Annotated in this window: 24 protein-coding genes and 1 pseudogene; 6 read left to right on the forward strand and 19 right to left on the reverse strand. The window is 66.4% G+C overall.

The features are described 5' to 3' along the window. Window positions 1–95 precede the first annotated feature (95 nt). From hypE to D3877_RS23065, 7 genes and pseudogenes are all read right to left on the reverse strand, one after another. Complete coding sequence (gene hypE / locus D3877_RS23035; protein ID WP_119833082.1) at window positions 96–1,151, reverse strand: hydrogenase expression/formation protein HypE; 1,056 nt, start codon at window positions 1,149–1,151, stop codon at window positions 96–98. Window positions 1,152–1,191: 40 nt separating this feature from the next. Continuing rightward, a pseudogene (locus tag D3877_RS23040) lies at window positions 1,192–1,410 on the reverse strand (HypC/HybG/HupF family hydrogenase formation chaperone); the annotation flags it as partial. Between the two features lie 19 nt (window positions 1,411–1,429). Further along, the gene (gene hypB, locus D3877_RS23045; RefSeq protein ID WP_119833083.1) at window positions 1,430–2,404 is read right to left on the reverse strand and encodes a hydrogenase nickel incorporation protein HypB; all 975 of its coding nucleotides are present in this window, start codon (window positions 2,402–2,404) and stop codon (window positions 1,430–1,432) included. Then, window positions 2,404–2,745, reverse strand: coding sequence for a hydrogenase maturation nickel metallochaperone HypA (gene hypA / locus D3877_RS23050; protein WP_119833084.1), 342 nt, complete (start codon window positions 2,743–2,745; stop codon window positions 2,404–2,406). The genes hypB and hypA overlap by 1 nt, the downstream gene beginning before the upstream one ends. Window positions 2,746–2,749: 4 nt before the next feature. Beyond that, window positions 2,750–3,925 (reverse strand): nickel-dependent hydrogenase large subunit, encoded by a 1,176-nt coding sequence (locus D3877_RS23055; RefSeq protein ID WP_119833085.1) that lies wholly within the window; start codon window positions 3,923–3,925, stop codon window positions 2,750–2,752. Then, window positions 3,922–4,629 carry a [NiFe]-hydrogenase assembly chaperone HybE gene (gene hybE / locus D3877_RS23060; RefSeq protein ID WP_119833086.1) on the reverse strand — a complete coding sequence of 236 codons (708 nt, stop codon included), beginning with the start codon at window positions 4,627–4,629 and terminating at the stop codon, window positions 3,922–3,924. The genes D3877_RS23055 and hybE overlap by 4 nt, the downstream gene beginning before the upstream one ends. Continuing rightward, a complete protein-coding gene (locus D3877_RS23065) occupies window positions 4,626–4,919 on the reverse strand; it encodes a HypC/HybG/HupF family hydrogenase formation chaperone (protein ID WP_119833087.1) in 294 nt (97 codons plus the stop codon). Before D3877_RS23065 ends, hybE begins: the two co-directional genes overlap by 4 nt. A 234-nt stretch (window positions 4,920–5,153) precedes the next feature. On the opposite strand from D3877_RS23065, the gene D3877_RS23070 reads away from it, so the two are divergent. Beyond that, on the forward strand, window positions 5,154–5,753 hold the full coding sequence (locus D3877_RS23070; RefSeq protein ID WP_119833088.1) for a HupE/UreJ family protein: 600 nt from the start codon (window positions 5,154–5,156) through the stop codon (window positions 5,751–5,753). A gap of 82 nt (window positions 5,754–5,835) precedes the next feature. On the opposite strand, the gene D3877_RS23075 is transcribed toward D3877_RS23070, so the two are convergent. From D3877_RS23075 to D3877_RS23100, 6 genes are all read right to left on the reverse strand, one after another. Then, entirely contained in the window at window positions 5,836–7,512 is a 1,677-nt protein-coding gene (locus D3877_RS23075; protein WP_119833089.1) for a methyl-accepting chemotaxis protein, read from the reverse strand. A 139-nt stretch (window positions 7,513–7,651) separates the two neighbouring features. Beyond that, window positions 7,652–8,134: a HyaD/HybD family hydrogenase maturation endopeptidase gene (locus D3877_RS23080; protein WP_119833090.1), complete on the reverse strand. Its 483-nt coding sequence runs from the start codon at window positions 8,132–8,134 to the stop codon at window positions 7,652–7,654. A 126-nt stretch (window positions 8,135–8,260) separates the two neighbouring features. Then, complete coding sequence (locus D3877_RS23085; RefSeq protein ID WP_119833181.1) at window positions 8,261–9,967, reverse strand: nickel-dependent hydrogenase large subunit; 1,707 nt, start codon at window positions 9,965–9,967, stop codon at window positions 8,261–8,263. Between the two features lie 18 nt (window positions 9,968–9,985). Continuing rightward, window positions 9,986–11,188, reverse strand: coding sequence for a Ni/Fe-hydrogenase cytochrome b subunit (gene hybB, locus D3877_RS23090; protein WP_238475036.1), 1,203 nt, complete (start codon window positions 11,186–11,188; stop codon window positions 9,986–9,988). Between the two features lie 6 nt (window positions 11,189–11,194). Continuing rightward, window positions 11,195–12,250 (reverse strand): hydrogenase 2 operon protein HybA, encoded by a 1,056-nt coding sequence (gene hybA, locus D3877_RS23095; RefSeq protein WP_119833091.1) that lies wholly within the window; start codon window positions 12,248–12,250, stop codon window positions 11,195–11,197. 8 nt (window positions 12,251–12,258) lie between these two features. After that, on the reverse strand, window positions 12,259–13,431 hold the full coding sequence (locus tag D3877_RS23100) for a hydrogenase small subunit (protein ID WP_119833092.1): 1,173 nt from the start codon (window positions 13,429–13,431) through the stop codon (window positions 12,259–12,261). Between the two features lie 422 nt (window positions 13,432–13,853). On the opposite strand from D3877_RS23100, the gene D3877_RS23105 reads away from it, so the two are divergent. After that, complete coding sequence (locus D3877_RS23105) at window positions 13,854–14,453, forward strand: TerC family protein (protein ID WP_119833183.1); 600 nt, start codon at window positions 13,854–13,856, stop codon at window positions 14,451–14,453. 64 nt (window positions 14,454–14,517) lie between these two features. Here D3877_RS23105 and D3877_RS23110 read toward each other — a convergent pair whose 3' ends face one another. The 4 genes from D3877_RS23110 to argH all read right to left on the reverse strand — a co-directional run bounded on the left by D3877_RS23110 (window position 14,518) and on the right by argH (window position 18,500). After that, entirely contained in the window at window positions 14,518–15,486 is a 969-nt protein-coding gene (locus tag D3877_RS23110; RefSeq protein WP_119833093.1) for a heparan-alpha-glucosaminide N-acetyltransferase, read from the reverse strand. Window positions 15,487–15,595: 109 nt separating this feature from the next. Beyond that, a complete protein-coding gene (gene lysA / locus D3877_RS23115; RefSeq protein WP_119833184.1) occupies window positions 15,596–16,855 on the reverse strand; it encodes a diaminopimelate decarboxylase in 1,260 nt (419 codons plus the stop codon). Between the two features lie 29 nt (window positions 16,856–16,884). Further along, window positions 16,885–17,076, reverse strand: coding sequence for a hypothetical protein (locus tag D3877_RS23120; RefSeq protein WP_119833094.1), 192 nt, complete (start codon window positions 17,074–17,076; stop codon window positions 16,885–16,887). After that, entirely contained in the window at window positions 17,073–18,500 is a 1,428-nt protein-coding gene (argH, locus tag D3877_RS23125) for an argininosuccinate lyase (RefSeq protein ID WP_119833095.1), read from the reverse strand. The genes D3877_RS23120 and argH overlap by 4 nt, the downstream gene beginning before the upstream one ends. A gap of 39 nt (window positions 18,501–18,539) precedes the next feature. On the opposite strand from argH, the gene D3877_RS23130 reads away from it, so the two are divergent. From D3877_RS23130 to D3877_RS23145, 4 genes are all read left to right on the forward strand, one after another. Further along, entirely contained in the window at window positions 18,540–19,193 is a 654-nt protein-coding gene (locus D3877_RS23130) for a TlpA family protein disulfide reductase (protein ID WP_119833096.1), read from the forward strand. 137 nt (window positions 19,194–19,330) lie between these two features. Further along, complete coding sequence (gene ggt / locus D3877_RS23135; RefSeq protein ID WP_238475038.1) at window positions 19,331–21,097, forward strand: gamma-glutamyltransferase; 1,767 nt, start codon at window positions 19,331–19,333, stop codon at window positions 21,095–21,097. Window positions 21,098–21,366: 269 nt separating this feature from the next. After that, a complete protein-coding gene (locus tag D3877_RS23140; RefSeq protein WP_119833097.1) occupies window positions 21,367–21,762 on the forward strand; it encodes a hypothetical protein in 396 nt (131 codons plus the stop codon). 107 nt (window positions 21,763–21,869) lie between these two features. Then, window positions 21,870–22,271, forward strand: coding sequence for a hypothetical protein (locus D3877_RS23145; protein ID WP_119833098.1), 402 nt, complete (start codon window positions 21,870–21,872; stop codon window positions 22,269–22,271). Window positions 22,272–22,279: 8 nt separating this feature from the next. Here D3877_RS23145 and D3877_RS23150 read toward each other — a convergent pair whose 3' ends face one another. Next, the gene (locus tag D3877_RS23150) at window positions 22,280–23,344 is read right to left on the reverse strand and encodes an HD domain-containing phosphohydrolase (RefSeq protein WP_119833099.1); all 1,065 of its coding nucleotides are present in this window, start codon (window positions 23,342–23,344) and stop codon (window positions 22,280–22,282) included. Then, entirely contained in the window at window positions 23,341–23,916 is a 576-nt protein-coding gene (locus tag D3877_RS23155; protein ID WP_238475039.1) for a response regulator, read from the reverse strand. The genes D3877_RS23150 and D3877_RS23155 overlap by 4 nt, the downstream gene beginning before the upstream one ends. Window positions 23,917–24,055: the final 139 nt, after the last annotated feature.

The raw sequence follows: 24,055 nt of genomic DNA on the forward strand, positions 1-24,055 counted from the left end.
TTGTCCTGCGGATGGAGTCCGCAAGCGTGATTGGTTGACATGGGTGGTCCTGAGCGGGCGTCAGCCGCTCTGCCCAGCGTCAGCAAATCCCAGCGTCAGCAAATCCGGGGAAGCTGTTCGCCGGTCAGCCAATCCACGATGCGCCGCCCGCCAAAGCGGGTTTCCATCTGCACGAAGCGGTGGGAATCCTCGACCACCGCGCCGATGCGGGCGGCGTCGCGGCCCAGCGGGTGCGCCCGCATGACGGTCAGCAGGCGGTCGGCGTCCGCGTCGGCGCAGATGGCGATCAGCTTGCCCTCGTTCGCGGCGTACAGCGGGTCGAGGCCCAACAGCTCGCAGGCGGCGGCGACCTCGGCGCGCAGCGGGATGGCGGCCTCGGACAGGCGCATGCCGACGCCGGATTGGTGGGCGATCTCGTTCAAGGTGGTGGCCAGTCCGCCGCGCGTGGGATCGCGCAACACATGCAGGTCGGGAACCTCCGCCACCATCGCGGCGACCAGCCCGTGCAGGGCGGCGCTGTCGGACAGGATCGCGGTGTCAAAACCCAGATTGTCGCGGGTGGACATGATGGCGACGCCGTGGTCGCCCATCGTGCCGCTGACCAGAATGGCGTCGCCGGGCCGCGCCCGGTCGCCCGACGGGGCGATGCCGGGCGGAACCATGCCGATGCCGGTGGTGGTGATGAACACGCCGTCGCCCTTGCCCCGCTCCACCACCTTGGTGTCGCCGCTGACGATGGCGACGCCCGCGTCGCGCGCGGCGGCGGCCATGCTGTCGACCAGCCGCTTCAGATCGGCCAGCGGGAAGCCTTCCTCCAGAATGAAGGCGGCGGTCAGATGCAGCGGGACGGCGCCCGCCATGGCGATGTCGTTCACCGTGCCATGGACCGCCAGCGACCCGATGTCGCCGCCGGGAAAGAACAGCGGGGAGACGACGAAGCCGTCCGTCGTCATCACCATCCGCCCGCCGGGAACGTCGAAGGCGGCCTGGTCGTTGCCCTGGTCCAACAGCGGGTTGGCGAAGGCGGCGGCGAACAGCTCGCGCACCAACTGCGCCATCGCTTTTCCACCGGAGCCGTGGGTCATGTCCACCGCGCCGCTCAGGTCCAGCTTGCGGGCGAACAGGCGGTCGGCTTTTGCGGGGGCGGTCATGGCGCGGCGTGGTCCGGGGCTTCGGCGGGGGGGGCGGGGCGGCGGACGCGCCGATCTCGGCCAGCAGGGCCAGGGTGCGTTCGGCCTCCGCCGGGTCGAGCTTTGACAGGGCGTAGCCGACATGGACGATCACGTAGTCGCCGACCGCCACCCCGGCGACCAGCTCCAGCGAGCAGGTGGACGACACCCCGCCCAACGACACGGTGGCGCGCTCGTCGGGCAGCAGGGCGGTGACGCAAGCGGGAACGGCGAGGCACATGGGCGCGTTCTCCTTGCGGTCAGTCGCCCGACCGGGCGGCTTGCGCCTCGGCCAAGCCGTTTTCAATCCAGTCATACCAGTCGGCCATGCCCTGTCCGCTGGTCGCCGACAGTTCGATCACCGCCAGCGACGGCTTCAGCCGCTGGGCGTAGGCGATCATCCGTTCGACGTCGAAGGTCAGATGCGGCAGCAAATCCACCTTGTTGACCAGCAGCAGATCGGCCCCGGCGAACATGGCGGGGTATTTCAGCGGCTTGTCCTCCCCCTCCGTCACCGACAGGACGACGACGCGGTGGGTTTCGCCCAGATCGAACCCGGCGGGGCAGACCAGATTGCCGACATTCTCGATGAACAGGACGCTGTTCTCCGCCACCCCCAGCCGATCCGCCGCCTGCGCCACCATGGCGGCGTCGAGGTGGCAGCCCTTGCCGGTGTTGACCTGGATGGCCGGGGCGCCGGTGGCGCGAATGCGGTCGGCGTCAAAGCTGGTCTGTTGGTCGCCCTCGATCACCGCGACCGGAAAGCGGCCCTTCAGATCGGTCAGGGTGCGGGTCAACAGGGTGGTTTTGCCCGATCCGGGGCTGGACATCAGGTTCAGCACGAAAACGCCGCGCCCGGCGAAGCGCTGGCGGTTGATCGCCGCCAACCCGTCGTTTTTGGCGAGAATGTCCTGTTCGATGGCGATCAGGCGCGGCTGGTCAAAGGCGGCCCCGGCGTCGAGCGCGCTTGGATCCGCCGGGTGGCTATCGTCGTCGCTATGGTGGTGGTGAGCGCCATGGTGGCTGTGGCGGAACATGCGACCGTCGGGGCCGACATGCTCGTGCGCGCCGTCGTCGGCGTGGTGATGGTGGGCGTCGTGAGGGCCGTGGTGGTGATGGCCGGGACCGTCCGCGCCATGGGCGTGGCGGTAGATCTTGCCGTCCGGGCCGACATGCTCGTGATCGTCGCCTTCGATGCGGGTTTCCCCCTGGGCGCAACCGCAGACCGTGCACATCACTCCACCTCCAAATCCTTGATCCGCATGTCGTCGCCGCCGGTTATCATCAGCCGCCAACCGGCGCAGCGTGGGCAGGGCGCGGCGCGCTCGTCAACCGTCACCGTCGCTTCGCAATCCAGACAATAGGCTTGGCCGGGCGGGCGGTCGATGACCAACGCCGCGCCTTCCGCCACCGTGCCGCGACTGACCGCGTCAAAGCCGAAGGCCAGCGCCTCCGGTTCGACGTGCGACAACGCGCCGATGACCAGACGGACGCGGACGACGCGGCGAAAGCGCTGGGCCGCCGCCTGCTCCTCAATCACCTCGACGACGCCGCGCGCCAGCGCCAGTTCGTGCATGGCCTCAGCCCTCCGCGACGGTGATGGCGCAGGCGACGCAGGGGTCGAGCAAGGCGACCAGCAACCCGGCGCGCTCCACCACATCCGGCCCGGCGGGCAGCCCGATCAAGCCGCGCGCCAACGGCCCATCCGGGGCGAAGTTCCATTCGGTCGGGGCCACGGTGCGGTAATCGGCGATCCGCCCATCCGCGCCCAACCGCAGCCAATGGGCCAGCGTCCCACGCGCCGTCTCCACCACGCCGCAGCCGACGCCGGGGGGCTGGGGGACGGCTTCGGTGGGGGGAAGGGCCAGCGGTTGGCCAATCTGGCGGATCGCGGCGGCCATGCGGCGGGGCAGTTCGGCCATGTCGGCCAACCGCGCCGCCATCAGCGCGATGACGCCAACCCCGTGCGCGGCCTGGACGGAGGCGACCAGCGGGTGATCGGCGCGGCGGGCCAGCGGCCCGGTGTGGGCGGGGAAACCGTTGTTGTGCGGACGGCTGGAAAAGCCGGGGTCGGCGGCCAGCCTTTCGGCGAACCAAGAGGGCGCGCGCTCGGTCAGGGCGCTGACGCCAACCGCGCCATGGAGGGCGAGATCGGGGGCGAGCAGCCGGGCGGTCAACCGCGCCGCCACGGTGGCCCCGCGCGCCGCCCATTCGGCCAGTTCCCCAGCGTCGGCGGGCGGGGAACCGGCGAAAACCTGGGTCGCGACCCAATCGGCGACGCGGTCCAGCGCGTGGCCCAGGGCCGTGCCGTTGGGCTGGAGATCGCCGCCGCCGGGCCGCAGCGCGTCGCCCGCCGGGTAGAGCGATTCGGGCACCGTCGGCAGGGCGTCGCGCAGGGCGAGCAAACCATGCGGATCGGGGCGCTCGCCCAAAAGCCGAGGCCATTCCATTGCGGCCTGCCAGCCATGGGCGTCGGCGCATTCGGCGTCCAACGTCAAGCCGCGCGCCACCGCGTGGCCGGACGCGTCCAGGCCCAAGGCCGCTTCGCAGGCCTGCGCCGCCGCCAAGCCCTGGGCCGTGCCGCACAGGCTGTAAAGCAGGGGAATCACCCGCGCGGCCTCTTCCGGGCGGCGACCAATCAGGGCGCGGGCGACGGCGATGGGGCGGCGGACGGCGACCTCGGCCCGGTTCACCGCGTTGTCGGCGACCGACAGACGGACGCTGACGGCGCCCTCGACGTTGGTCGGCGGGTTCATGCCGCTCCTCGTCCGAACAGGGCGCGGCGTGACAGCGCGGATTTTGGTTTGGCGGGCGCCGTTTCGACCGGAGGCGCGGCGTTCGTTTGCAGCAAGGCGTCGAGCGCCAGCGTGGCGGCGTCGCGCGCCTCGGCCTGGGTGGCGAACACCGCCATGTCGGAGACCAGCGGCATCACCGCCAGCGTTCCCAGCGCGCCCATGCGGGCGGCGTTGAAACGGTAAGCTCCTGACGGCAGGCTCAGCGCCAGCGCGTCGCCATCCCGCGCGGCGGTCCACCGGGCCGCATCGTCGGGCAACATCACGGCGTTGAGGAACCAGGGGGCGACGACGCAGCCGATCCGCCCGGCGACGCGGCCACAAGTCATGGCGCGGAAGCCCACCGCCTCCACGCTCAGCGCCGGGTTGCCGATGGCGACGCCCGACATGGCGTCGGCGGCGACGCGGTGGTAAGCGGCGATCAATGTGTCGGTCGGTTCTGCCTCCGGCGCGCTGGCCGACGCCGGGCCGAAGCGGTGTGGGGCCGCGCCGCAGCCCGGACAGGCCCAGCGTTCCGGCAGCCGCGCGAAGCTGGTTCCCACCGGCGCGCCGCGCGCCGGGTCGCCCAACGCCGGATCATAGACCGCGCCGCAATCCCGGCAGGCCAAGCGGGTGGCCGCGCCGAAACCGGCGTCGAACGGGTCGGCGTTTGGGGGCGCCCCGGTCACGGCGCGTCGCCGGGCGCGGGGGCGTCCGTCCGGGTCAGCAGATCGGCGAACAGATGATCGGTGTCGCCGCCGCGCGCGGCGAGCAGGATGGCGTCGAGCGCGTCGTTCAGCGTCCCGACCTCCGCCTCATCCAGCGGACGGACGGCGCGCTCCATATGGACCAAAACCCAACCGCCGACCGGAACCTCGTCAATCAGCATGACGTTGACGCGCCGCTCCTCCCCGCGCCCGGCGCAGCGCGCGATCAGGCCGTCGCTTTCCAGAACCTGCATTGGGAGACCAAGGCACATGCGGGCAAGGCTTTCGGTGACGGCGGAGCGTTGGGGGAGTGTTGCGCCGCATTCATGCGCCGATCGGCGCGCGCGGGGCATTGACGTGCATCAAAAGCGTCATGTTCGCGCGCCCTGCGACGGAGTCGGCCATGGCGGGAAAATTTTCTTCTGCTAAACTTTTCGCAAGTGCGTGCGACACGCGCCGACGCGCGCGTGGACGTGGCCGAAACAAACCGCAGGGGATGCTTCCGTATGAAACCTCTTTCGTTCGCCTCCGTCATCGTCGCGGTCGCGCTGGCCGTGCCCGCCGCCGCTCACGCTCACACGTTTGGCGCGCACGACGCCGGGTTCGTGCATGGCTTCTCGCACCCGCTGGGCGGCTTGGACCATCTGCTGGCCATGGTCGCGGTTGGCCTGTGGGCGGCCCAGCGTGGCGGCAAGGCCCTGTGGGCGCTGCCCGCCGCCTTTGTCGCCGCGATGATCGGCGGCGGTTTGCTCGGCGTGGCCGGGATCGACCTTCCGGCGGTCGAGTTGGGAATCGCCCTGTCGGTCGTCGCGTTGGGCGGTCTGATCGCCCTGCAAGCGCGCCTGCCGCTGTTGGCCTCGGTCGGGACGGTGGCGCTGTTCGCGCTGTTCCATGGCCATGCCCACGGCGTTGAAATGCCGGACGCCGCCGCGCCGCTGCTCTACGGCGCGGGCTTCGCGCTGGCCACCGCGCTGCTGCATGGCGCGGGCGTCGGCGCGGCGCTGTCGCTGCGCGGTCTGGCGCAAGGCCGGGTTGGCGTGGCCCTGCTGCGCGGCGTCGGCGCGCTGATCGGCTTGGGCGGGGTCGCCCTGGTCGCGCTCGGCTGATGAAAAAGGGCGGATGGTTCCTATGAAAAAGGGCCGGATGGGGGTGATCCCGTCCGGCCCTTTTCATGCGCAGACACGATGATTAGGCTTTGCGGACCACCGACAGGAAGCTGCTGACTTCGCTGGACAAGGTCTGCGATTCGCCCAACAGCGACCCGGCGGCGGCCAGCAATTCTTCGGCGCTGGCGCCGGTGTCGCGGGCTTGGCGGGACACCGTTTCGATGCTGGTGGTCACTTGATGGGTGCCGGTCGAGGCTTCCTGCACATTCCGGGCGATTTCGCGGGTGGCGTCGCCCTGCTGACCGACGGCTTCGGACACCGTGGCGGTGATGTCGCTGATGCGGCGGATGGTGTCGACGATGGCGGAAATCGCCTGCACCGCCGCGTGGGTTTCGCCCTGGATGCCCGCGACCTGGGTTTGAATGTCCTCCGTCGCCTTGGCGGTCTGGTTGGCGAGATTTTTCACCTCGCTGGCGACGACGGCGAAGCCCTTGCCCGCTTCGCCCGCCCGCGCCGCTTCGATGGTGGCGTTCAAAGCCAGCAGATTGGTTTGCGCGGCGATGGAGTTGATGAGTTCCACCACCTCGCCAATCCGGTTGGCGGCGTTGGCCAGCCCCTTGACGGTGTCGTTGGTGGCCTGCGCCTCCGTCACCGCGCGGGTGGCGACCTGCGTCGCCTCGCCGACATAGCGCCCGATTTCGCCGATGGAGGCCGACAGCTCTTCCGCCGCCGCCGCCACGGTTTCCACGTTGCTGGACGCCTGAACGGCGGCGCTGGACACGTTGCTGGCCGTCGCCTGGGTGTTCTCGGCGCTGTTGGTCAGCCGTTCGGCGTTGCCGCGCATGCGTTGGGCCGATTCGGTGACGGCGCGAACCACCACGTCGATCTTTCCGGCGAAACTGCGGGTCGCCGTGTCGATTTCCGCCCGACGACGGGCCTGCGTCTCCTCCGCCTCGCGCTGTTGGCGGGTTAGGATTTCAGCGTTGGCGAGGCCGTCGCGGAACCCGGCGACGGCGCGGGCCATGTCGCCGATCTCGTCGGGACGGTCGGTCTCTTCAACCTTGGTGTCGTAATTCTTATGGCCCAGCGCGTCCACAGCGGACGCCAGATGTTGAAGCGCGAGCATCTGGCGTTTCACATAGACGAAGATCGCGAAGCACAGCAGCAGCCCGACCAGCAGCGACACCGCGCCGATCCGCCAACCCAATTGCTGAATCAAAGCGTAAAACTCGCCCGACGGCATGCCGACGGCGAACGCCCCGATGCCCTTGCCCGACGCGTCTTTCAGCGGGACATAGCTGACCAGATAATTGACGCCCAGAACCGGGTATTCGCCCAGGAAGGTTTCACCGCGCACGACGACGCGCTGGTGAATGTCGTCCGCCAATTTGGAGCCGATGGGGCGGCTGCCGTCCGGGTTGACCAGGGTGGTGGCGATCCGGCTGTTGTCGCGGAACATGGTGACGGTGATGTTCAGCGCCGCCTTGATCCGGTCCACATGCTCGAACGTGCCTTCCAGCGTGGTGTCGCCGATCATCAGCTTGCCGTCGGCGATGCGGTAGGGCTGGCCCTTCGGGTTCAAGATTTCCTTGGCGACCCGGATGTTCATCTCCTGCCGCTCGATCTCCTGCCTCTTTAAATCGGTGGCGATGAAGTACAGCGCCACGAACAGGGTGGCGGCGCAACTTGCGAGGGTGCCAACGAGGTTCAAGGAGACGAGCTTCTGCGCGAAAGACAGACGGCTCAGAAGATTGCTCATGCAGAAGCTCCCGCTCTGAATATACGCCAGAGCTTATGTTGCAATGCAAAAAGAACGCGAGGGTTGTTTCTAGGCTAACAGTCGTTGTCTGGTGCGGCAACAACGGTCTTGCGAAAGAATGCTTCCGCCGGTGAATTTTTTATAACGCGCGGGATTGCGGTTCGACGCCAAGATCACGCAAAGCGGCGATGATCGCCTGAACCATGGCGGGCAAGCGCGCCTCGATCTCCGGCGACAGCATCAGGCCGGTGCCCAGCGCCAACGGAACACAACCAATCAGGGTGACGCTGTCCGGCGCCTCCCCCTGCAAGCGCAGAGAAGCCAGAAGGTCGCACAGCCCAAGCTGGTGGGGGGAGAGTTTGCCTTTGAAATAGGCGGGAACGTCGTCGCCGCGCAGCGTCACCAGCGTTCCAGCGGGCGCGCCGGTCTTGACCGCGTCCACGGCGATCAAATGGCGGTGGCTGGCGATCAGGTCCAGCATGTCCATGCCGCAGGTGCCGCCATCGACGACGCTGACCGACTCGGGAACGCTCCATCCGGCGTCGAATTGTTCCATGGCGCGCACGCCAAGCCCCTCATCCATCAACAGGATGTTGCCGAGACCGAGGACGAGGATGGACATGAGGGGGCCTGTGCCAACGAGGAAACCGGGGTTGATCCTGACGAACTGGTCAGACCATTCCCTTGAACTGGATCAATTTCGCTACAAAAAACCCCCCGCCGATGAGAGCGGGGGGAGCCGCCAGAATCAAACGACCTTGACCTGATAGGTCGAGCTGTTTTCCGTGTCGGTCAAATGCACCGCGCAGGCCAGACACGGGTCGAAGGAATGCAGGGTGCGGATGATTTCCAGCGGTTGGTCGGCCACCGCCACCGGGGTGTCGATCAGCGCCGCCTCATAGGCGGAAATCCGGTCGTCTTCGTCGCGCGGCCCGGCGTTCCAGGTGGTGGGAACCACGGCCTGATAATTCTTGATCTTGCCCTTGTCGATGACGACCCAGTGCGACAGCATCCCGCGCGGCGCCTCGTGGAAGCCGAAGCCGCGCACCTCCTCCTTCGGGAAGACCGGCTTGTTGAAGGTCATGGTGTCGCCCCGGCCGATGTTCTCCATCAGCAGCGTCCACTGGTTCGACAGCTCTTCGTGCAGCACGACGCAGCGCACCGCGCGGGCGGCGTGGCGGCCGATGGTGGAATGCAGGGCGTCCACCCCGATCTTGCTGCCCACCAAACCGGACACGCTGTCCAGCACCGCGTTGACCCAGAATTGCGTGCGCTGGTGGCCCGACGCGTAAAGGCCCAGCACATTGGCCAGCGGGCCGACCTGGGCGCGCTTGTCGTAGAAGGTCGGCGACTTGATGAAGGAGTATTTCCCGTCATCCTGCCAATCGCTGTAGTTCGGGATCGTCTCGCCGTCATAGGGGTGCAGCGCGCCCTTGCCGCCCTGATACCAGGAATGCTTGACGCTTTCCTTCACGCCCTTTTCAAAATAGGGATCGTGGAAATCCTTGATCGGGGTGAAGCCCTTGACGATGTCGCCGTTTTCGATGAAACCGGCGGGCAGGGCGAACTTTGTGCCCTTGGTGTCCAGCGGCATGTCGGGGATCGACAGGTAATTGACGATGCCGCGCCCGATCTTGGTCCAATCGGCGTAAAAGGCGCCGATGGCCGCCACGTCGGGGATGTAGACCTTGGTGATGAAGTCGCCGACCTCGTCGATCAACGTCTTGATGTAGGTCAGCTTTTCCAGGGTCAGGGTGGATTGGCTGTCCAGATTGATCGGGTTGGTGACGCCGCCGACCGCCATGTTCTGGATGTGCGGGGTCTTCGAGCCGAGGATCGCCACCACCTTGTTCATCTTGCGCTGGACGTCCAACGCCTGAAGATAGTGGGTGGCGGCCATCAGATTGGCCTCGTGCGACAGCTTCATCGCCGGGTGGCCCCAATAGCCCGACCCGAAAATGCCCAACTGGCCGCTGTTGATGAAGGCCTGGAGCTTCTTTTGCGCGGTGGCGAATTCGCCGGTCGTGTTCAGGCTCCAGTCGGACAGCGACTGCGCCAGCTTGGCCGTCGCCGCCGGATCGGCCTTCAGCGCTGAGGTGATGTCGACGAAGTCCAGCGCCGACAGATGATAGAAATGAACGATGTGGTCGTGGACGTTGTGGGCGCCCTGGATCAGGTTGCGGATGTATTGGGCGTTGAGCGGGATTTCCATCTTCAACGCGTTTTCCACCGCGCGCACCGAGGTGATGGCGTGAACCGTGGTGCAGACGCCGCAAATGCGTTGCGCGAACACCCAGGCGTCGCGCGGATCCTTGCCCTGAAGGATCAGTTCGATGCCGCGCCACATGGTGCCGGACGCCCACGCCTTCGTAACCTTGCCGTCGCCAACGTCGCATTCAACCCGCAGATGGCCTTCGATGCGGGTGACGGGATCGACAACAATGCGCTGAGTCATGACCATGATCTCCTAAACTCAGCCGTGCTTGGCCGAAGAGGCGGAAAGGGTGGCGTGCGCCGGGGAATGGACGGCGTGCAGAACCGGCAATGTCTTGACGAAGATCAGATACAACCCGACCTCCAACGCGAAGATGCCGACGGTGACGAGGATTTCCTTGACCGACGGGAAGTAGCTCCACGGCCCGATGGCCGGGGTGTAGCCGATCAAATAGACGTTCAGCCGGTACAGGATGCCCGCGACCAGCAGCAGCGAGGCGGCGATGAACAGGGAGCGCGTCCGGCCCCGGTTGCGCGGCGGCAGCAGGATCAGGCCGCCGCCCAGCATGGCCAGCGTCTCCAGCCAGAACCAACTGGCTTTCGGCCCGCCGAACGCGACGCCAAGCTGACCGCGCACGGCCAGATCGACGAATCGCAGGGCGACGAAGGCCAGCGCCGTCACCGCCATCAGATAGGCCAGCTTCTTCAGGACCGGGGTTTCCTGCGGGCGCTTGAAGCTCAAGGCCGCGAGAACCGCCTCCCAAATCACGATGGCGAAGCCCATCAGGATGGCGCTCATCAGGAAGAAGACCGGCAAAAGCTGGGTCTGCCACAGCGGCGACAGCTTGTGCCCGACGATGACCATCATGGTGCCGAGCGAGCTTTGATGCATGGTCGGCAGCAGCACGCCCAGCGCGATGAACAGCCACAAGAGCTTGTTCACCTTGGCCCGCAGATCCTCCAGCCCGAAGCGCTCCAGCAGGGCGGGGGCGAACTCCACTGTCAGCACGATGGTGTAGGTGGCGACGCACAGGCCGACCTCCAGCATCACCGAGTTGGGTTGCGCGTACCAGGGCATCATCAGATGATAGAAATGCCAGTAGCGGCCCAGATCGGTCAGCACGGCGATGCCCGCCAGACCATAGCCGAACAGGCTGGCCAGCACCGCCGGACGGACCAGCGGGTGGTATTCGCCCTTGTTCAGAATGTAGCAGAGCGCCGCCATCACATAACCGGCGCAGCCGAAGGCCGAACCGATGACGACGTCCACCGCGACCCAGATGCCCCAGGGGTAGCCGTCGTTGATGTTGGCGACGTAGCCGATGCCGAAGGCGTAGCGCTGGGCCAGCACATAGACCGCCGCCAGCACCAGCAGGATGCAGACGACCAGCGGCAGGGTGAAGATCCGCCCGCCGAGCGGCTGGTGTTCATGGAGATTCTGTTGACGCAGACTCATGGCCATGGCGGGTCACTCCTCCGGGTGGTCTTTGGCGTTGCGGCGGGCCAGATAGGCCAGACCGGCGAAGGCCACGGCGGGGCCGACCATCCCGGCGTACAGCGTGTGCTGGATGCCCTCGGACAGCGTCGGATAGCCGGTGTCCGGCACGTTGGTCGGCAGGTTCAGCTTGTCGAACGGCACGCCCGACACCGCCAGACATTGGGTGCCGCCCAGTTCCGTTTCGCCGTAAATGTGGGACTGATAGGCGGCGGCGACCGTTTTCTCATGCCCCGCCCGCGCCCCGCCGACCGTGCCGCCGATGTCGCCGCGCGGGTAATGCGTGACCTCGCCGACTTTCAGGGCGGTGCGGCGCTTGGCCTCCGCCTTCAGATCCTCGGTGCGGCCAAACAGGGTGGCCCCGGTCGGGCAGACGTCGGCGCAGCCCGGCAACTGATTCTCGGCCAGACGGTGCTGGCAGAGCTGGCATTTTTTGATTTCGCCGAACGCGTCGTTGTAATCGTATTTCGGCACGCCGAACGGGCAGGACAGCACGCAGTAGCGGCAGCCGATGCAGGCGTCCGGGTTGTGGCTGACGATGCCGGTCTTCTCATCCTTGGTCATCGCCGTCACCGGGCAGACCGACACGCAGGACGGATCGGCGCAGTGCAGGCATTGCCGCTTGATGAAGGCGAAGCCGTTTTCCGGCGAATCCTTGGTCTCGCCGGTGCCGTGGCTGTAGGCCTTGATGATGTTCAGCGTCTTGGCCGACAGTTCCACCGGCGTGTCCCAGGTCGGGTTGCCGGGCGCGCCGTTCCAGGCCTGCGCCTCCGGCCCGACCTCCGGCGGCATGTGGTTGACGTCCTTGCAGGCCGTCACGCAGGCTTTGCAGCCGATGCACAGCGTGCTGTCGTAGAGCAGGCCCAGCGCGTCGGGCGACATCGCTTTGGGCGCGCGTTGCAGCGCGTTGGCGTCGGGCGTCGCGACGACCGTGGCGCAGGCGGCGGCCGCCGCCCCCGCCGATCCTTGCAAGGCGCCGCGCAGGAAACCACGCCGCGACACCGTGCCTTTTGAGGGTGCTTTTGCCATGGCGGGCCTCACTTCGCGTCGGAATCGGTCGGGGCGTCCCGTTCGGCGTTCGCGTCCTGCTTGCCCAGCCGCCCGGCGATGACCGCGCCGGCGCCAATGGCGGCGCCCGCGATGCCCGCGACCACGGCGGCGGCGCCCGGCGTCATGCCCTGGCCCTTCTCGGTGGCGACCGCCGGGTACGTGTTGGGCGGGGCGACCGACTTCAGCGTCGCCAGCTCATGAATGCTTTTGGTGAAGCCGACGCCCTTTTCCGAACAGCCGAAGCAGGGGTGTCCGGTGCCCACCGGCCATGTCCCTTGGCCAACGTCGTTGAAACCGATGGACGGGCAATTGTGGTAGGTTTCCGGCCCCTTGCAGCCCAGCTTGTACAGGCAATAGCCCTGGCGGTGGCCGTAATCGCCAAACTCCATGGCGAAGCGCCCGGCGTCGAAATGCGGGCGGCGTTCGCAATTTTCGTGGATCAGGCGACCATAGGCGAATTTCGGGCGCATCTTGTCGTCCAGCGCCGGAAGCTTGCCGAACGTGACGAAATGCAGAACCAGGGAGAGGAAATTATACGGGTTGGGCGGGCAGCCGGGGATGGTGACGACCGGCTTGTCGGTGATGATCTCGTTCAGGCCCTTGGCCCCGGTCGGGTTGACGCCGGTGGACACCCAGCCGCCCCAGGAGGAGCAGGAACCGATGGAGATGACGGCGGCGGCCCCGGCGGCGCAGTCCTTCACCGCCTCGATGTAGGTCTTTCCGGCGACGCGGCAGTAATTCCCCCCGGCCCCGGTCGGCACCGAGCCGTCCGTGACCATCAGATACTTGCCCCAATTGGCCTTCATCGCCTGCTGTTTCCAGTTTTCGGCTTGATGGCCGGAGCCTGTCATCAGCGTTTCGTTGTAGTCGAGCGAGATGGTGTCGAGGATCAGGGTTTCGAGCGTCGGGTGGTTGGTGCGCAGCAGCGTTTCGGTGCAGCCGGTGCAGGCCTGCCCCGATAGCCAGATCACGGTCGGGCGGGGGGCGGCGACGGCGGCGTTGGCGATGCTGACGCCGAATCCCGGCTCCAGCCCCAGCGTGGCGGCGACGCCGGTGCAATAGGCCAGAAAATCCCGGCGGTTCAGACCGGCGAGCGCGTTCTCATAGGATTCGAGGTCGCCGATGTGTTCGGCGTCGTTGACCACCTGACCGTCGGGCATTCCCTGTTCCCTCCCTGGGCGTTCCGCATGTTGGCGACAAACCGGCAAACCACGCCCGGTGCGCGCGCAACAAAGCCGCGCCGCAGCCGGGAACGGATGCGGGAGGATTTGCACACCCATGTTTTTGATGGGCATGACGGCGCGCAGCCGCCTTGGCGGGCATTGAGCCAGTTGCAGGGCAGACCAACATTGATCTGCATCAACGACCACATTCTCAATAGGGATTTTCGAGCGCTTGCGAGATGCGACGGATCGTCCCGTCCTGGTTGACCAGGATTTTTTCCAACCGCCTTGGCCCCTAGGGGTTGCGCGCGTATGGCGGTGCGCGATATAGGGCTAAGGCCCAACCTGTCTGACAACTGACATCAGGAACCCCGCCCGTGGACTCGCTGCTTCCCGAATTGATCGCGCTTGGTCAGGTCATGTTCATCGATCTGGTTCTGGCGGGCGACAACGCCATCGTCGTCGGCATGGCGGCGGCGGGGGTGGCGCGGGCGCAGCGGGCCAAGGTGATTTTCTGGGGCATCGCGGCGGCGGTCGTGCTGCGCATCGTCTTCGCCCTGCTGACCACCCAGTTGTTGGCGATCATTGGTCTGACCCTTGCCGGCGGCATCCTGTTGATGTGGGTGTGTTGGAAGCTGTTCCGCGAATTGCGCGAACAGAAAGAGGAGGACGAGGCGGCTGATCTGGTGTCGGAGGACGACGCGTCCGTGGGCGGAACGGCGGGCGGCGGCAAGACGATGCAGGCGGCCATCTGGCAGGTGGTCGTCGCCGACGTGTCGATGTCGCTGGACAATGTGCTGGCGGTGGCAGGCGCGGCGCGCGAGCATCTGTGGGTCATGGCGGTTGGCCTGCTGCTGTCGGTGGCCTTGATGGGCGCGGCGGCCAGCGTGATCGCCCGGCTGCTCAGCCGCTACCACTGGATCGCCTACATCGGACTTGGCGTGATCGTCTATGTGGCTCTGATGATGATCTACAACGGCAGCGTCGAGGTGCTGGCGGTTGCGGGCGTGATGCGCTGAACGTCCGGCAAGCGGATGGTTTTTGGGCGGCGCTTGGGCGCGCCGTCCCAGTTTGGCGTCCGGTTCAGCGGGCGGCGCAGCTTTGAATCGCCGCGCCGATCTGGGCGCGGCCTTGGGCGTCCAGCCGGTCGGCGAGAAAGGCCTCCCATTGGCCGGTGGCGGTGATCGCGCTTTGCACGCAGCGGCAACGCGGCTCGCAGAGCGCGGCGGAGCCGCCGGTCTGGCCGCAACTGGCGACGCAGGAGCTTTGAAAACTGCGGGTCGCCGGGGATTCAACGGGTACAAGACCGCTGTTGGCGATCAGCCAGACCGCGCCGAACAGAATCGGTTGGTGAATCAGATAGACGGCCAGACTGTGCCGTCCGGCCAGGGCCAAACCCCGTCCGACCACGCCGCCGGGCAAGACGCCGCGTCCGACGCTTGGCCACAGCCGGGCCAGCGCGATTCCAACCAGAAGGCCGGAGATCCAGGGCAGCAGCGGCACGAAATCGTTGGAATCCGGGGCGAAACTGGTCAAGCCGATCCAGCGCAGCCATGGGCTGTCGAAGAGCGGAAAGCCGAAGCTCTGCCCTGCGGCGAAAGCCGCCGCCGCCGCGAGCAGCGAGACCAGGGCGGGCAAGCGAACGAAGAGCAGACCGACGACGCTGGCCGCCGCCATGTGGTGCAGCACGCCGAAGAAAATCGGGCTGTCGGGAAAGACCGCGTAGGACGCCGCCGACACGGCGGCGGCGGCGGCGGCCAGGCGGCCCAGACGGCGGAAATAGCGCGGGCGGTCCAACCCGCGTTCCGTCGCCAGAACCAAACCGATCCCGGCGAGCAGCAGAAAGCTCGACAGGATGGTGGTGCGGGCGGCCAGCCACAGCGGGTTTTCAAACAGATCGAAGTCGGCCAGCCCGACGAAGGTCAAATCCCAGCAGGCGTGATAGACCGCCATGGCGAGCAACGCCACCCCGCGTGCGGCGTCGAGGCGTGGGCGACGTTCCCTCTCCCCCCTGGGGAGAGGGGTAGCGTGAGGGGGATGCGTGGCGGTCATGATTGGGATTGCGCGAGCGAATCCGCCAACGCCGCCCCGAACAGGGCGGGCGGCGCGTCCCCCTCACCCCGGCCCTCTCCCCGGGGGGAAGAGGGGGAGGTCTGCGCGCTCACAACCAGTCCGGCACCCGTTCCGCCGCCAGCATCTCTTCCACCGTCGGGCGGGGGCGGATGACGGCGAAGCGGTCGCCGTTGACCAGAACCTCCGGGATCAACGGGCGGGTGTTGTAGGTCGAGGACATCGCCGCGCCATAGGCGCCCGCCGACAGGAAGGCGACCAGATCATCGTCGGCCAGCGGCGGCAGCGGGCGCTGCACGGCGAAGGTGTCGCCGCTTTCGCACACCGGGCCGACCACGTCATACGGCTCCAGCGCCGAGCCGGATTCCGGTTCGACCACCGGGATGATGCCGTGATAGGCCTCATACAGCGATGGGCGGATCAAATCATTCATCGCGGCGTCGACGATGGCGAAGCGGCGGTGCAAGCCTTGCTTCACATAAATGACGCGGCTGACCAGGATCCCGGCGTTGCCGACCAGCGACCGCCCCGGCTCCAGCGTCACGCGGCAACCGAGATTGCCGGTGATCGAGCGGACCATCGCCGCGTAATCGGCCAGATCGGGCGGCGCTTCGTTCTTGTAGGTGATGCCCAGACCGCCGCCAAGATCGAGCCGCTGGATGTCGTGCCCATCGGCGCGCAACTGGTGCAGCAGGGCGGCGACCCGCTCATACGCGGCGCGGAAGGGGGCCAGATCGGTCAATTGCGAACCGATGTGGACGGCGATGGACACCGGCTTGATCCCCGGCAGCGACGCGGCGAATTTGTAGATGTCGCGCGCTTGATCGTAGTCGATGCCGAACTTGTTCTCTTTCTTGCCGGTCGCGATCTTGGCGTGGGTCTTGGCGTCCACGTCCGGGTTGACGCGGATGGCGATGGGCGCGACCACGCCCAGACTGGACGCCACCGCGCTCAGCGCCTCCAACTCCGGGATGGATTCCACGTTGATCTGGTGGATTCCGGCTTCCAACGCCGCGCGCAGCTCCTCGCGCGTCTTGCCGACGCCGGAGAAGACGATGCGTTCGGGCGGAATGCCGCCCGCCAGCGCCCGCTTCATCTCGCCCACCGACACGACGTCGCCGCCCGCGCCCAGCTTGGCGAAGGTGCGGATGACCGCCAGATTGGAGTTGGCCTTCAACGCGTAGCACACGCCCGCGTCCTGCCCGGCGAAGGCGCCAGCATACGCGCTGTAATGCGCTTCCAGCGCCGCCGTGGAATAGAGGTAAAAGGGCGTGCCGACGGCGCGCGCCACCTCGTTCACCGACACGGATTCGGCGTGCAGCACGCCGTAACGGTAGGCGAAGGCCCCCATCGGCGCGCTGGGCTTGGGCGACGACGCGCTCATGGAAATTTGACTCCGGGGGCGGGTTCGCCGGGCTTGGGATCCAGCGACGGATTGGGATAGCTGCGCGGGAAGGGATCGGTCTGCCCCTCCGGCAGGGCTTCATCGACGTATTTCGGGCGCTTGCCGCAGGCCGACAGGGCCAGCGCGGCGGCAAGAACCAGGATGGTCACACGGATGGGGTGCTTCACAGGAAACGCTCCCGAGCGGCCTTGACCGCTTCTTTGACGCGGACGGGGGAGGCGCCGCCGAAGCTGCGGCGGCTGTCCAGCGACGCTTCGATGCTCAGCGCCGGATAGACGGCCTCGGTGATGCGCGGTTCGATGGCCTGAAGTTCGGCCAGGGTCAGATCGGTCAGGCCGACGCGCCGATCCTCCGCCGCCTTCACGGCGCGGCCCGTCACATGGTGAGCCTCGCGGAAGGGCATGTTCAGCGCGCGCACCAGCCAATCGGCCAAATCGGTGGCGTTGAGGAAGCCGCGATCCGCCGCCTCCCGCATCGCCGCCTTGTTGGGCTGCATGTCGCGGACCATGCCCTCCGTTGCGGCGATGCAGAGCGCCAGCGTGTCGTCGGTCTCGAAGACGGGTTCCTTGTCTTCCTGCATGTCCTTGGAATAGGCCAGCGGCAGCCCCTTCATCACCATCAAAAGGCCGGTCAGCGTGCCGACGACGCGGCCCGATTTGGCCCGCACCAGCTCCGCCGCGTCGGGGTTCTTTTTCTGCGGCATGATCGAGGAGCCGGTGGTGAAGGCGTCCGACAGTTTGATGAAGCGGAACTGCGCCGAACACCAGACGACGATTTCCTCGGCGAAGCGCGACAGATGCACCGCGCAGATCGAGGCCGCCGCCAGATACTCCAGCGCGAAATCACGGTCGGACACGGCGTCCAGCGAATTGGCGGTCGGACGGTTGAAGCCCAGCGCCTCCGACGTCATGAAGCGGTCGATGGGGTAGGGGGTTCCGGCCAGCGCCGCCGATCCCAGTGGGCATTCGTTCAGCCGGGCGCGGGCGTCGCGCACGCGGCCCCGGTCGCGCCCGAACATCTCGACATAGGCCAGCAGGTGATGACCGAAGGAGACGGGCTGCGCCGCCTGCAAATGGGTGAAGCCGGGCATCACCGTGTCGGTGTTCTGTTCGGCCAGATCAATCAGCGCGCTTTGCAGCGACATTAAGCCGCCGTCGAGCCGGTCCAGCGCGTCGCGCACCCACAGCTTGAAATCGGTGGCCACCTGATCGTTGCGCGAGCGCCCGGTGTGCAGCCGTTTGGCCGGTTCGCCGATCAATTCGGCCAGCCGGGCTTCCACATTCATGTGGATGTCTTCCAGCTCCACCTTGAAGGTGAAGGTTCCGGCGTCAATCTCTTCCTTCACCCGGTCCAGCCCGGCGCGGATGGCGTCGGCGTCGGCCTGGGTTATGATGCCCTGCTTGGCCAGCATCGCGGCGTGCGCCTTTGATCCGGCGATGTCCTGATCGGCCAAGCGCTTGTCAAAGCCGATGGAGGCGTTGATCTTCTCCATGATGGCGGCGGGGCCGCGCGCGAAGCGACCGCCCCACATTTGGCTGGCGGCCGGGGCGAGGGCGGCGGCGGTGTCTTGCGGGGCTTGTTCGGCGCTCATGTCGACGGCATTCAGGTAGGGGGGCGAGGAAGCGTGAGTATGCGGACTTTGACGGCCACCGCAACGGTTTGTGTGTGCGTGGCGGGCGCCGGGTTGTGGTGGAGCGCCGACGCGCTGCCTCTGGCCGCGCCCCCCGCGCCCGAGGTGGTGCGCCTGGGCGCGCCGATTCCGGTCGCCGGGCTGGAGAAATACAAGGGCGCCGAAACGCCAAAGCCGATTCCGCCGCTGGCCTTCGTCGATGGCGAGGGGCGGCGGGTCGATCTGTCCCAATTTGGCGGGCGGGTCGCGCTGCTGAATCTGTGGGCGACCTGGTGCGGGCCGTGCGTGAAGGAGATGCCCTCGCTCGACCGTTTGCAGGGACAATTGGGCGGCGACGCCTTCCAGGTGGTGGCGCTGTCGCTCGACCGGGGCGGCAAGGCGGCGGTGGAGCCGTTCTATCAGAAGACCGGCGTCAACAATCTGGCGCTCTACCTCGACCCCGGCAGCGCGTCGATGCAGGCGCTGGGGCTGCGCGGGTTGCCGACGACCCTTCTGATCGACGCCCAGGGGCGCGAGTTGGGTCGGGTCGAGGGCGCGGTCGAATGGGATTCGCCCGAAGTTTTGGCCTTCCTGCGCGGCTACGCCGGGCGCGGCGCCGGTCCGGCGCGGGACAGTGCCCCGGCGGGTGGCGGGCTGGTGAAAACTGGCGGCTGATTCGGCGGCGGGGCAATCGGTCGGAAATTTCACACAAATTCTTGACCTTTTGTGCCGGAGCGGATGACGATCTGGCGGAATGGTTGAACGTCCGTTCAACAATCCGCTGCCCGTCGTTCCGCTCGGAGTCTTTTCCCATGATGACCCTTCCCGTCCGGTCCCGCTTGGCCGCTCTGGCGCTTGTTCCGGCTGTGGTCGCGCTGTGCGTTGGTCTCGCCGCCCCGTCCCTGGCGCAAACGGCGGCGGCCCCGCCGATGGTGCGTTACGACATCGGCTACGACATCTTCTATCCGGTGCGCGCGCAGAACGGCATGGTCGCCGCTGAACATCGGTTGGCGACCGAGGTTGGCGTGGACATTCTGAAGCGCGGCGGCAACGCGGTGGACGCGGCGGTGGCGGTCGGTTTCGCCCTGGCGGTGGTGCTGCCCAACGCGGGCAACGTCGGCGGCGGCGGCTTCATGGTGGTGCATGACGCCAAGACCGGGGAGGACGTCGCCATCGACTTCCGCGAGATGGCCCCGGCCAAGGCCAGCCGCGACATGTATCTGGACGAGCAGGGCAAGGTCGTCGCCAACCGCTCGCTTTACACCCATCTGGCGGTCGGCGTTCCCGGCACGGTCGCCGGTCTGGCCCACGCCCTGGCGACGCACGGCACGATGACGTTGGCCGATGTTCTGGCCCCGGCGATCAAGCTGGCGCGCGAGGGCTATGACGTCACGCCGCAACTGGCCGGGCTGCTGGAGGTCGAGCGCGATCATCTGGCCGCCTGGGGCGCGACCCGCGCCATCTTCTTCAAGGACGAGCGCCCGCTGCGGGCCGGGGAAAAGCTGGTCCAGAGTGATCTGGCGAATTCGCTGGAGCTGATCGCCAAGGACGGGCCGAAGGCCTTCTACGAGGGGAGCATCGCCGAAAAGATCGCGGCGGAAATGGCCAAGCGCGGCGGCCTCATCACCGCCGAGGATCTGAAAAACTACAAGGTGGTGGACCGTGAGCCGGTCAGCGGAACCTATCGCGGCTACACGGTGAAATCGATGCCGCCGCCCAGCTCCGGCGGGACGCACATCGTGCAGATCCTCAACATTCTGGAACGCTACCCGCTGAAGGAGCAGGGCCTCGGCAGCGCCCAGAACATCCATTTGATGGCCGAGGCGATGAAGTTCGCCTACGCCGACCGCGCCGAATATCTGGGCGACCCCGATTTCACCAAGGTGCCGGTCAAGGGCCTGACCTCCCGCCGCTACGCCGACGAATTGGCGGCGAAGATCGACCCGGACAAGGCGACCCCCGCCAACAGCATCAAGCCGGGGAAGCCGCAGCCCTATGAAAGCGACCAGACCACCCATTTCTCAGTCGCCGACGCCCAGGGCAACGTGGTCAGCACAACCTACACGCTGAATTTGAATTTCGGCAGCGGCATCGTCGCCGAAGGCACCGGCATCCTGCTGAACAACGAGATGGATGATTTCTCGGCCAAGCCGGGGGTTCCCAACGCCTTTGGCCTGATCGGCGGCGAGGCGAATTCGGTGCAGCCCTTCAAGCGCCCGCTCAGCTCGATGTCGCCGACCATCGTGTTGAAGGACGGCAAGCCTTGGCTGGTCACGGGCAGCCCCGGCGGCAGCCGCATCATCACCACCATCCTGGAAACCATCATCGACCACATTGATTTCGGCCTGAATCCGGCGGAAGCGACGGCGGTTCCCCGCGTTCACCATCAATGGACGCCGGACGAACTGCGGGTGGAAAAGGGACTCAGCCCCGACACCGTCCGCCTGTTGGAGCAAAAGGGCCACAAGGTGGCAGTGAAGCCGACCATGGGCCGCACCCAAACCATCCAACTGCGCGCCGACGGCCTTTACGGCGCGTCCGATCCGCGCAACCCGGACGGTCAGGCGTTGGGCTATTGAGCCGAAAAGCCAGTTGACCGCCGGGCGATTTTGACCATGGCGGCGAGCGGGCGGGAGTCTGTCAGGCCCCCGCCCGTTTTCGTTGCGGCGGCGTGACTCTCAGATTTCCCGCATACAAAGAAAATCATTGGTTCAATTGTAACCAAAAGTCTGTTCCGGAGGCAAAAAAAGACCGACTCTCCAAGGACTTTTCGAGATCGGGCAACGGAACAGTTGGCGCGGCGCGGTCGGTCGGCTAGCTTTCTAAAGAGCAAACCGGAGCATCTATCGTGGAACACGCCTTGGTCGACAAAAACCGCGAATGGACCTATCTGCGCATGGGCAAGGCGCCCGCCTCTGTCCGAGTCGCTGATTTTGAACGCGAGGGAAAGCGCATCGTCGCGTTCCTGGAGCAGACCGACATCGCCAAAACGGCGGGCGCTCCGCTGAACGCCGTCAATGAATGGCCGAACATCGCCCAGAGCTACGCCGAAGAGCAGGGCGTGCCGTTGAGCGACATTTATTGGTACGAGGTGAATCCGCGCCGTTTCGCCAACGGTCGGCCCAACGTGTCGGAATATCGGCCGGGCCGCAACGAATGGCGGTTTGAGACCAGCATCCCGCTGGCCCGCGCCATCGTCGAACAGCTTGGCTTCGACCCGGACACCCTGCCGCTCGACATTTGAAGGCTGCGTTGCGCGGGGTGTGATCCTGCGCCCCCTGTCGCGCGTCCGTTTCCCGGTGTAGGATGAGCGTTCTGGATGATCGCCCTTCTGCGATCGGGAGACGAACAATGAACGCGGTGTTCCGGGCTTTGGCGATGGGTGTGGTGAGCGTCGTGGCGTTGATGGCTCTGCCGTTGGGCGACGCTCAAGCGCGCGGATCGGTGAGGGTCGATATTGGCGTTGGCGGCTATTATCCGGCCTATGGTTATCACCATCACCGGCCTTATTACGGGCCGCCGCCGGTGGTCATGTATCCGGCGCCGCCGATCGTGGTGTATGAACCGCCCCCGCGCGTCGTTTACGCGCCGCCGCCCTATGTCGCCGCCGATCCGGCGGGTCCGATGTATCGGTCTGGTGACGGGCGTCAGTGCCGTGAGTATCAGAGCACGGTGATGATCGGCGGTCGTCCGCAATCCAGCTATGGCACGGCCTGTCTGCAAGCCGATGGAACCTGGCGCATCGTCGATTGACGGGGCGCTCAGAAGTCCATCGGGTGCAGGTCCGTAAGGTGATCGTCCAGGTGGGCGTGGTGGATCTCGCACACCTTGTCCCAGCGTGACAGAAAGGCGTCGACGAACACCGGGTCGAAATGGGTGCCCCGGTTCTGTTCAATGTAGGCGCGCGCCGCTTCCAGCGACCAGGACCGCTTGTAGGGCCGGGTCGAGGTGAGGGCGTCGAAGACGTCGGCGACGGCGACGATGCGTCCGGTCACGGGAATGGCGGCGCCGGACAGGCGGTTCGGGTAGCCGCTTCCGTCGAATTTTTCATGGTGGGACAAAGCGATTTCCGCCGCCATGCGCAGCAGCGGAACGTCGCTGTCGGCCAGGATGCGGTGGCCGATGACAGCGTGTTGGCGCATAATCGGCAATTCCGCCTCGCTCAACCGGCCCGGCTTCAGCAAAATCAGGTCGGGAATGCCGATCTTGCCGATGTCGTGCATCGGCGCGGCCTTCAGCAAGTCGTTGCAGAAATCAGCGTCGTACCCGGCGGCTTCGGCAATCAGACGGGAATAACGGGACATCCGTTCCAGATGCGCCCCGGTTTCCGGATCGCGGTATTCGGCGGCGCAGGACAGGCGGAGAACCAGCTCCTCGCCCTGCCGTTGCAACGCCGCCGTGACGCGCTGGACCTCTTCGGCCAACAAAGCGGCGCGGTCGCGCAGCAGGGCGCGGCTTTGGCGCAGGGCCAGAAGGTTGCGCAGCCGGGCCTGCACCTCGGGAATGATGATCGGTTTGGTCAGAAAATCACTGCACCCCTCATCCAGTGCCCGGATGCGGGTTTCCGCGCTGGTGTCCGCCGTGACGATGACGACCGGAACGGTGTCCAGCCTCTTGTTCTGGCGGATGCGCTGCAACAGGGCGAGGCCGTCCATGTCCGGCATCATCTGATCCAGAAGAATCAGGTCCGGTTCGTTGGCGTCGAGCCATCGGGCCGCCTCAAGCGGGTTGGAATAGGTGATCGGCTCCGCGTCATCCACACGGCGGACGACCGCCGCCATGATGATGAGGTTGGTTTGGTCATCGTCAACAATCAGAACATTCATGCCGCGCGTCCCGCCCGCCGAGCTTCGAGCAATTGTTTGATCGTGTCGAGCAGGAGGTTGATGTCGACTGGCTTCTCAAACGCGGCGTCGGCCCCCAAAAGCCGGGCCATGTTGGGCAACTCCATCCGCAGCCGCGCGCTGCCGCCGGAAACCGCGATCAACGGCGGAGACGACGGAGAGCTTTTCAGTTTTTGGATGATTTCATAGCCATCGGCTTCCGGCATGATGATGTCGGTCAGAACAAGATCGATGATCCGGTCCTGCAACAGCTCCAGGGCCGCCCGGCCATTCGCCGCTTCATGCACGGTGTAGCCGCCGCGAGACAGGGCGGTGTGGATCATGCCGCGAAAATCGGGATCATCATCGACCAAAAGAATATGGGCGGGCTTTCTCGTCGGTTGCAGAACATACATGGTCATTTCCATGACGACGATCCTCAATGCACACGTGTACCCACGTGCCCGAAGGCGGCTTGGCGCCGCGCGCCGGATTGGAAGCACCCAAAGATTGCGGCGTATGCCGGTCCGGGCGGGGGTTGGCAGGCCGCAAGGTTCAACGGAACCCACATCCACAATACAGCCGCGCCAGCGTTTGACGCCAGGATTGAGGGATAACGCTCTGGGGAAATGGGATATCCGAGGATAGTATCCTCTGGGATGGAGGAAGGGTTGTCGCGGAACGGATGACCGAAACCTAACATTTCCACTCTCA

Source organism: Azospirillum cavernae, from assembly GCF_003590795.1.
Lineage (GTDB): Bacteria > Pseudomonadota > Alphaproteobacteria > Azospirillales > Azospirillaceae > Azospirillum > Azospirillum cavernae.

Bases quoted from the DNA above. Each gene is read 5' to 3' on its own strand.
- D3877_RS23105 (WP_119833183.1), top strand. From the start codon at position 13,854: ATGTTCATCGATCTGGTTCTGGCGGGCGACAACGCCATCGTCGTCGGC.
- D3877_RS23110 (WP_119833093.1), bottom strand. From the start codon at position 15,486: ATGACCGCCACGCATCCCCCTCACGCTACCCCTCTCCCCAGGGGGGAG.
- D3877_RS23100 (WP_119833092.1), bottom strand. From the start codon at position 13,431: ATGCCCGACGGTCAGGTGGTCAACGACGCCGAACACATCGGCGACCTC.
- D3877_RS23065 (WP_119833087.1), bottom strand. From the start codon at position 4,919: ATGTGCCTTGGTCTCCCAATGCAGGTTCTGGAAAGCGACGGCCTGATC.
- D3877_RS23145 (WP_119833098.1), top strand. From the start codon at position 21,870: ATGAACGCGGTGTTCCGGGCTTTGGCGATGGGTGTGGTGAGCGTCGTG.
- lysA (WP_119833184.1), bottom strand. From the start codon at position 16,855: ATGGGGGCCTTCGCCTACCGTTACGGCGTGCTGCACGCCGAATCCGTG.
- hybB (WP_238475036.1), bottom strand. From the start codon at position 11,188: ATGGCCATGAGTCTGCGTCAACAGAATCTCCATGAACACCAGCCGCTC.
- D3877_RS23075 (WP_119833089.1), bottom strand. From the start codon at position 7,512: ATGAGCAATCTTCTGAGCCGTCTGTCTTTCGCGCAGAAGCTCGTCTCC.
- hypE (WP_119833082.1), bottom strand. From the start codon at position 1,151: ATGACCGCCCCCGCAAAAGCCGACCGCCTGTTCGCCCGCAAGCTGGAC.
- ggt (WP_238475038.1), top strand. From the start codon at position 19,331: ATGATGACCCTTCCCGTCCGGTCCCGCTTGGCCGCTCTGGCGCTTGTT.
- D3877_RS23055 (WP_119833085.1), bottom strand. From the start codon at position 3,925: ATGAACCCGCCGACCAACGTCGAGGGCGCCGTCAGCGTCCGTCTGTCG.
- argH (WP_119833095.1), bottom strand. From the start codon at position 18,500: ATGAGCGCCGAACAAGCCCCGCAAGACACCGCCGCCGCCCTCGCCCCG.
- hybA (WP_119833091.1), bottom strand. From the start codon at position 12,250: ATGGCAAAAGCACCCTCAAAAGGCACGGTGTCGCGGCGTGGTTTCCTG.
- hypB (WP_119833083.1), bottom strand. From the start codon at position 2,404: ATGTGCACGGTCTGCGGTTGCGCCCAGGGGGAAACCCGCATCGAAGGC.
- D3877_RS23070 (WP_119833088.1), top strand. From the start codon at position 5,154: ATGAAACCTCTTTCGTTCGCCTCCGTCATCGTCGCGGTCGCGCTGGCC.
- D3877_RS23130 (WP_119833096.1), top strand. From the start codon at position 18,540: ATGCGGACTTTGACGGCCACCGCAACGGTTTGTGTGTGCGTGGCGGGC.
- hypA (WP_119833084.1), bottom strand. From the start codon at position 2,745: ATGCACGAACTGGCGCTGGCGCGCGGCGTCGTCGAGGTGATTGAGGAG.
- D3877_RS23150 (WP_119833099.1), bottom strand. From the start codon at position 23,344: ATGAATGTTCTGATTGTTGACGATGACCAAACCAACCTCATCATCATG.
- D3877_RS23085 (WP_119833181.1), bottom strand. From the start codon at position 9,967: ATGACTCAGCGCATTGTTGTCGATCCCGTCACCCGCATCGAAGGCCAT.
- D3877_RS23080 (WP_119833090.1), bottom strand. From the start codon at position 8,134: ATGTCCATCCTCGTCCTCGGTCTCGGCAACATCCTGTTGATGGATGAG.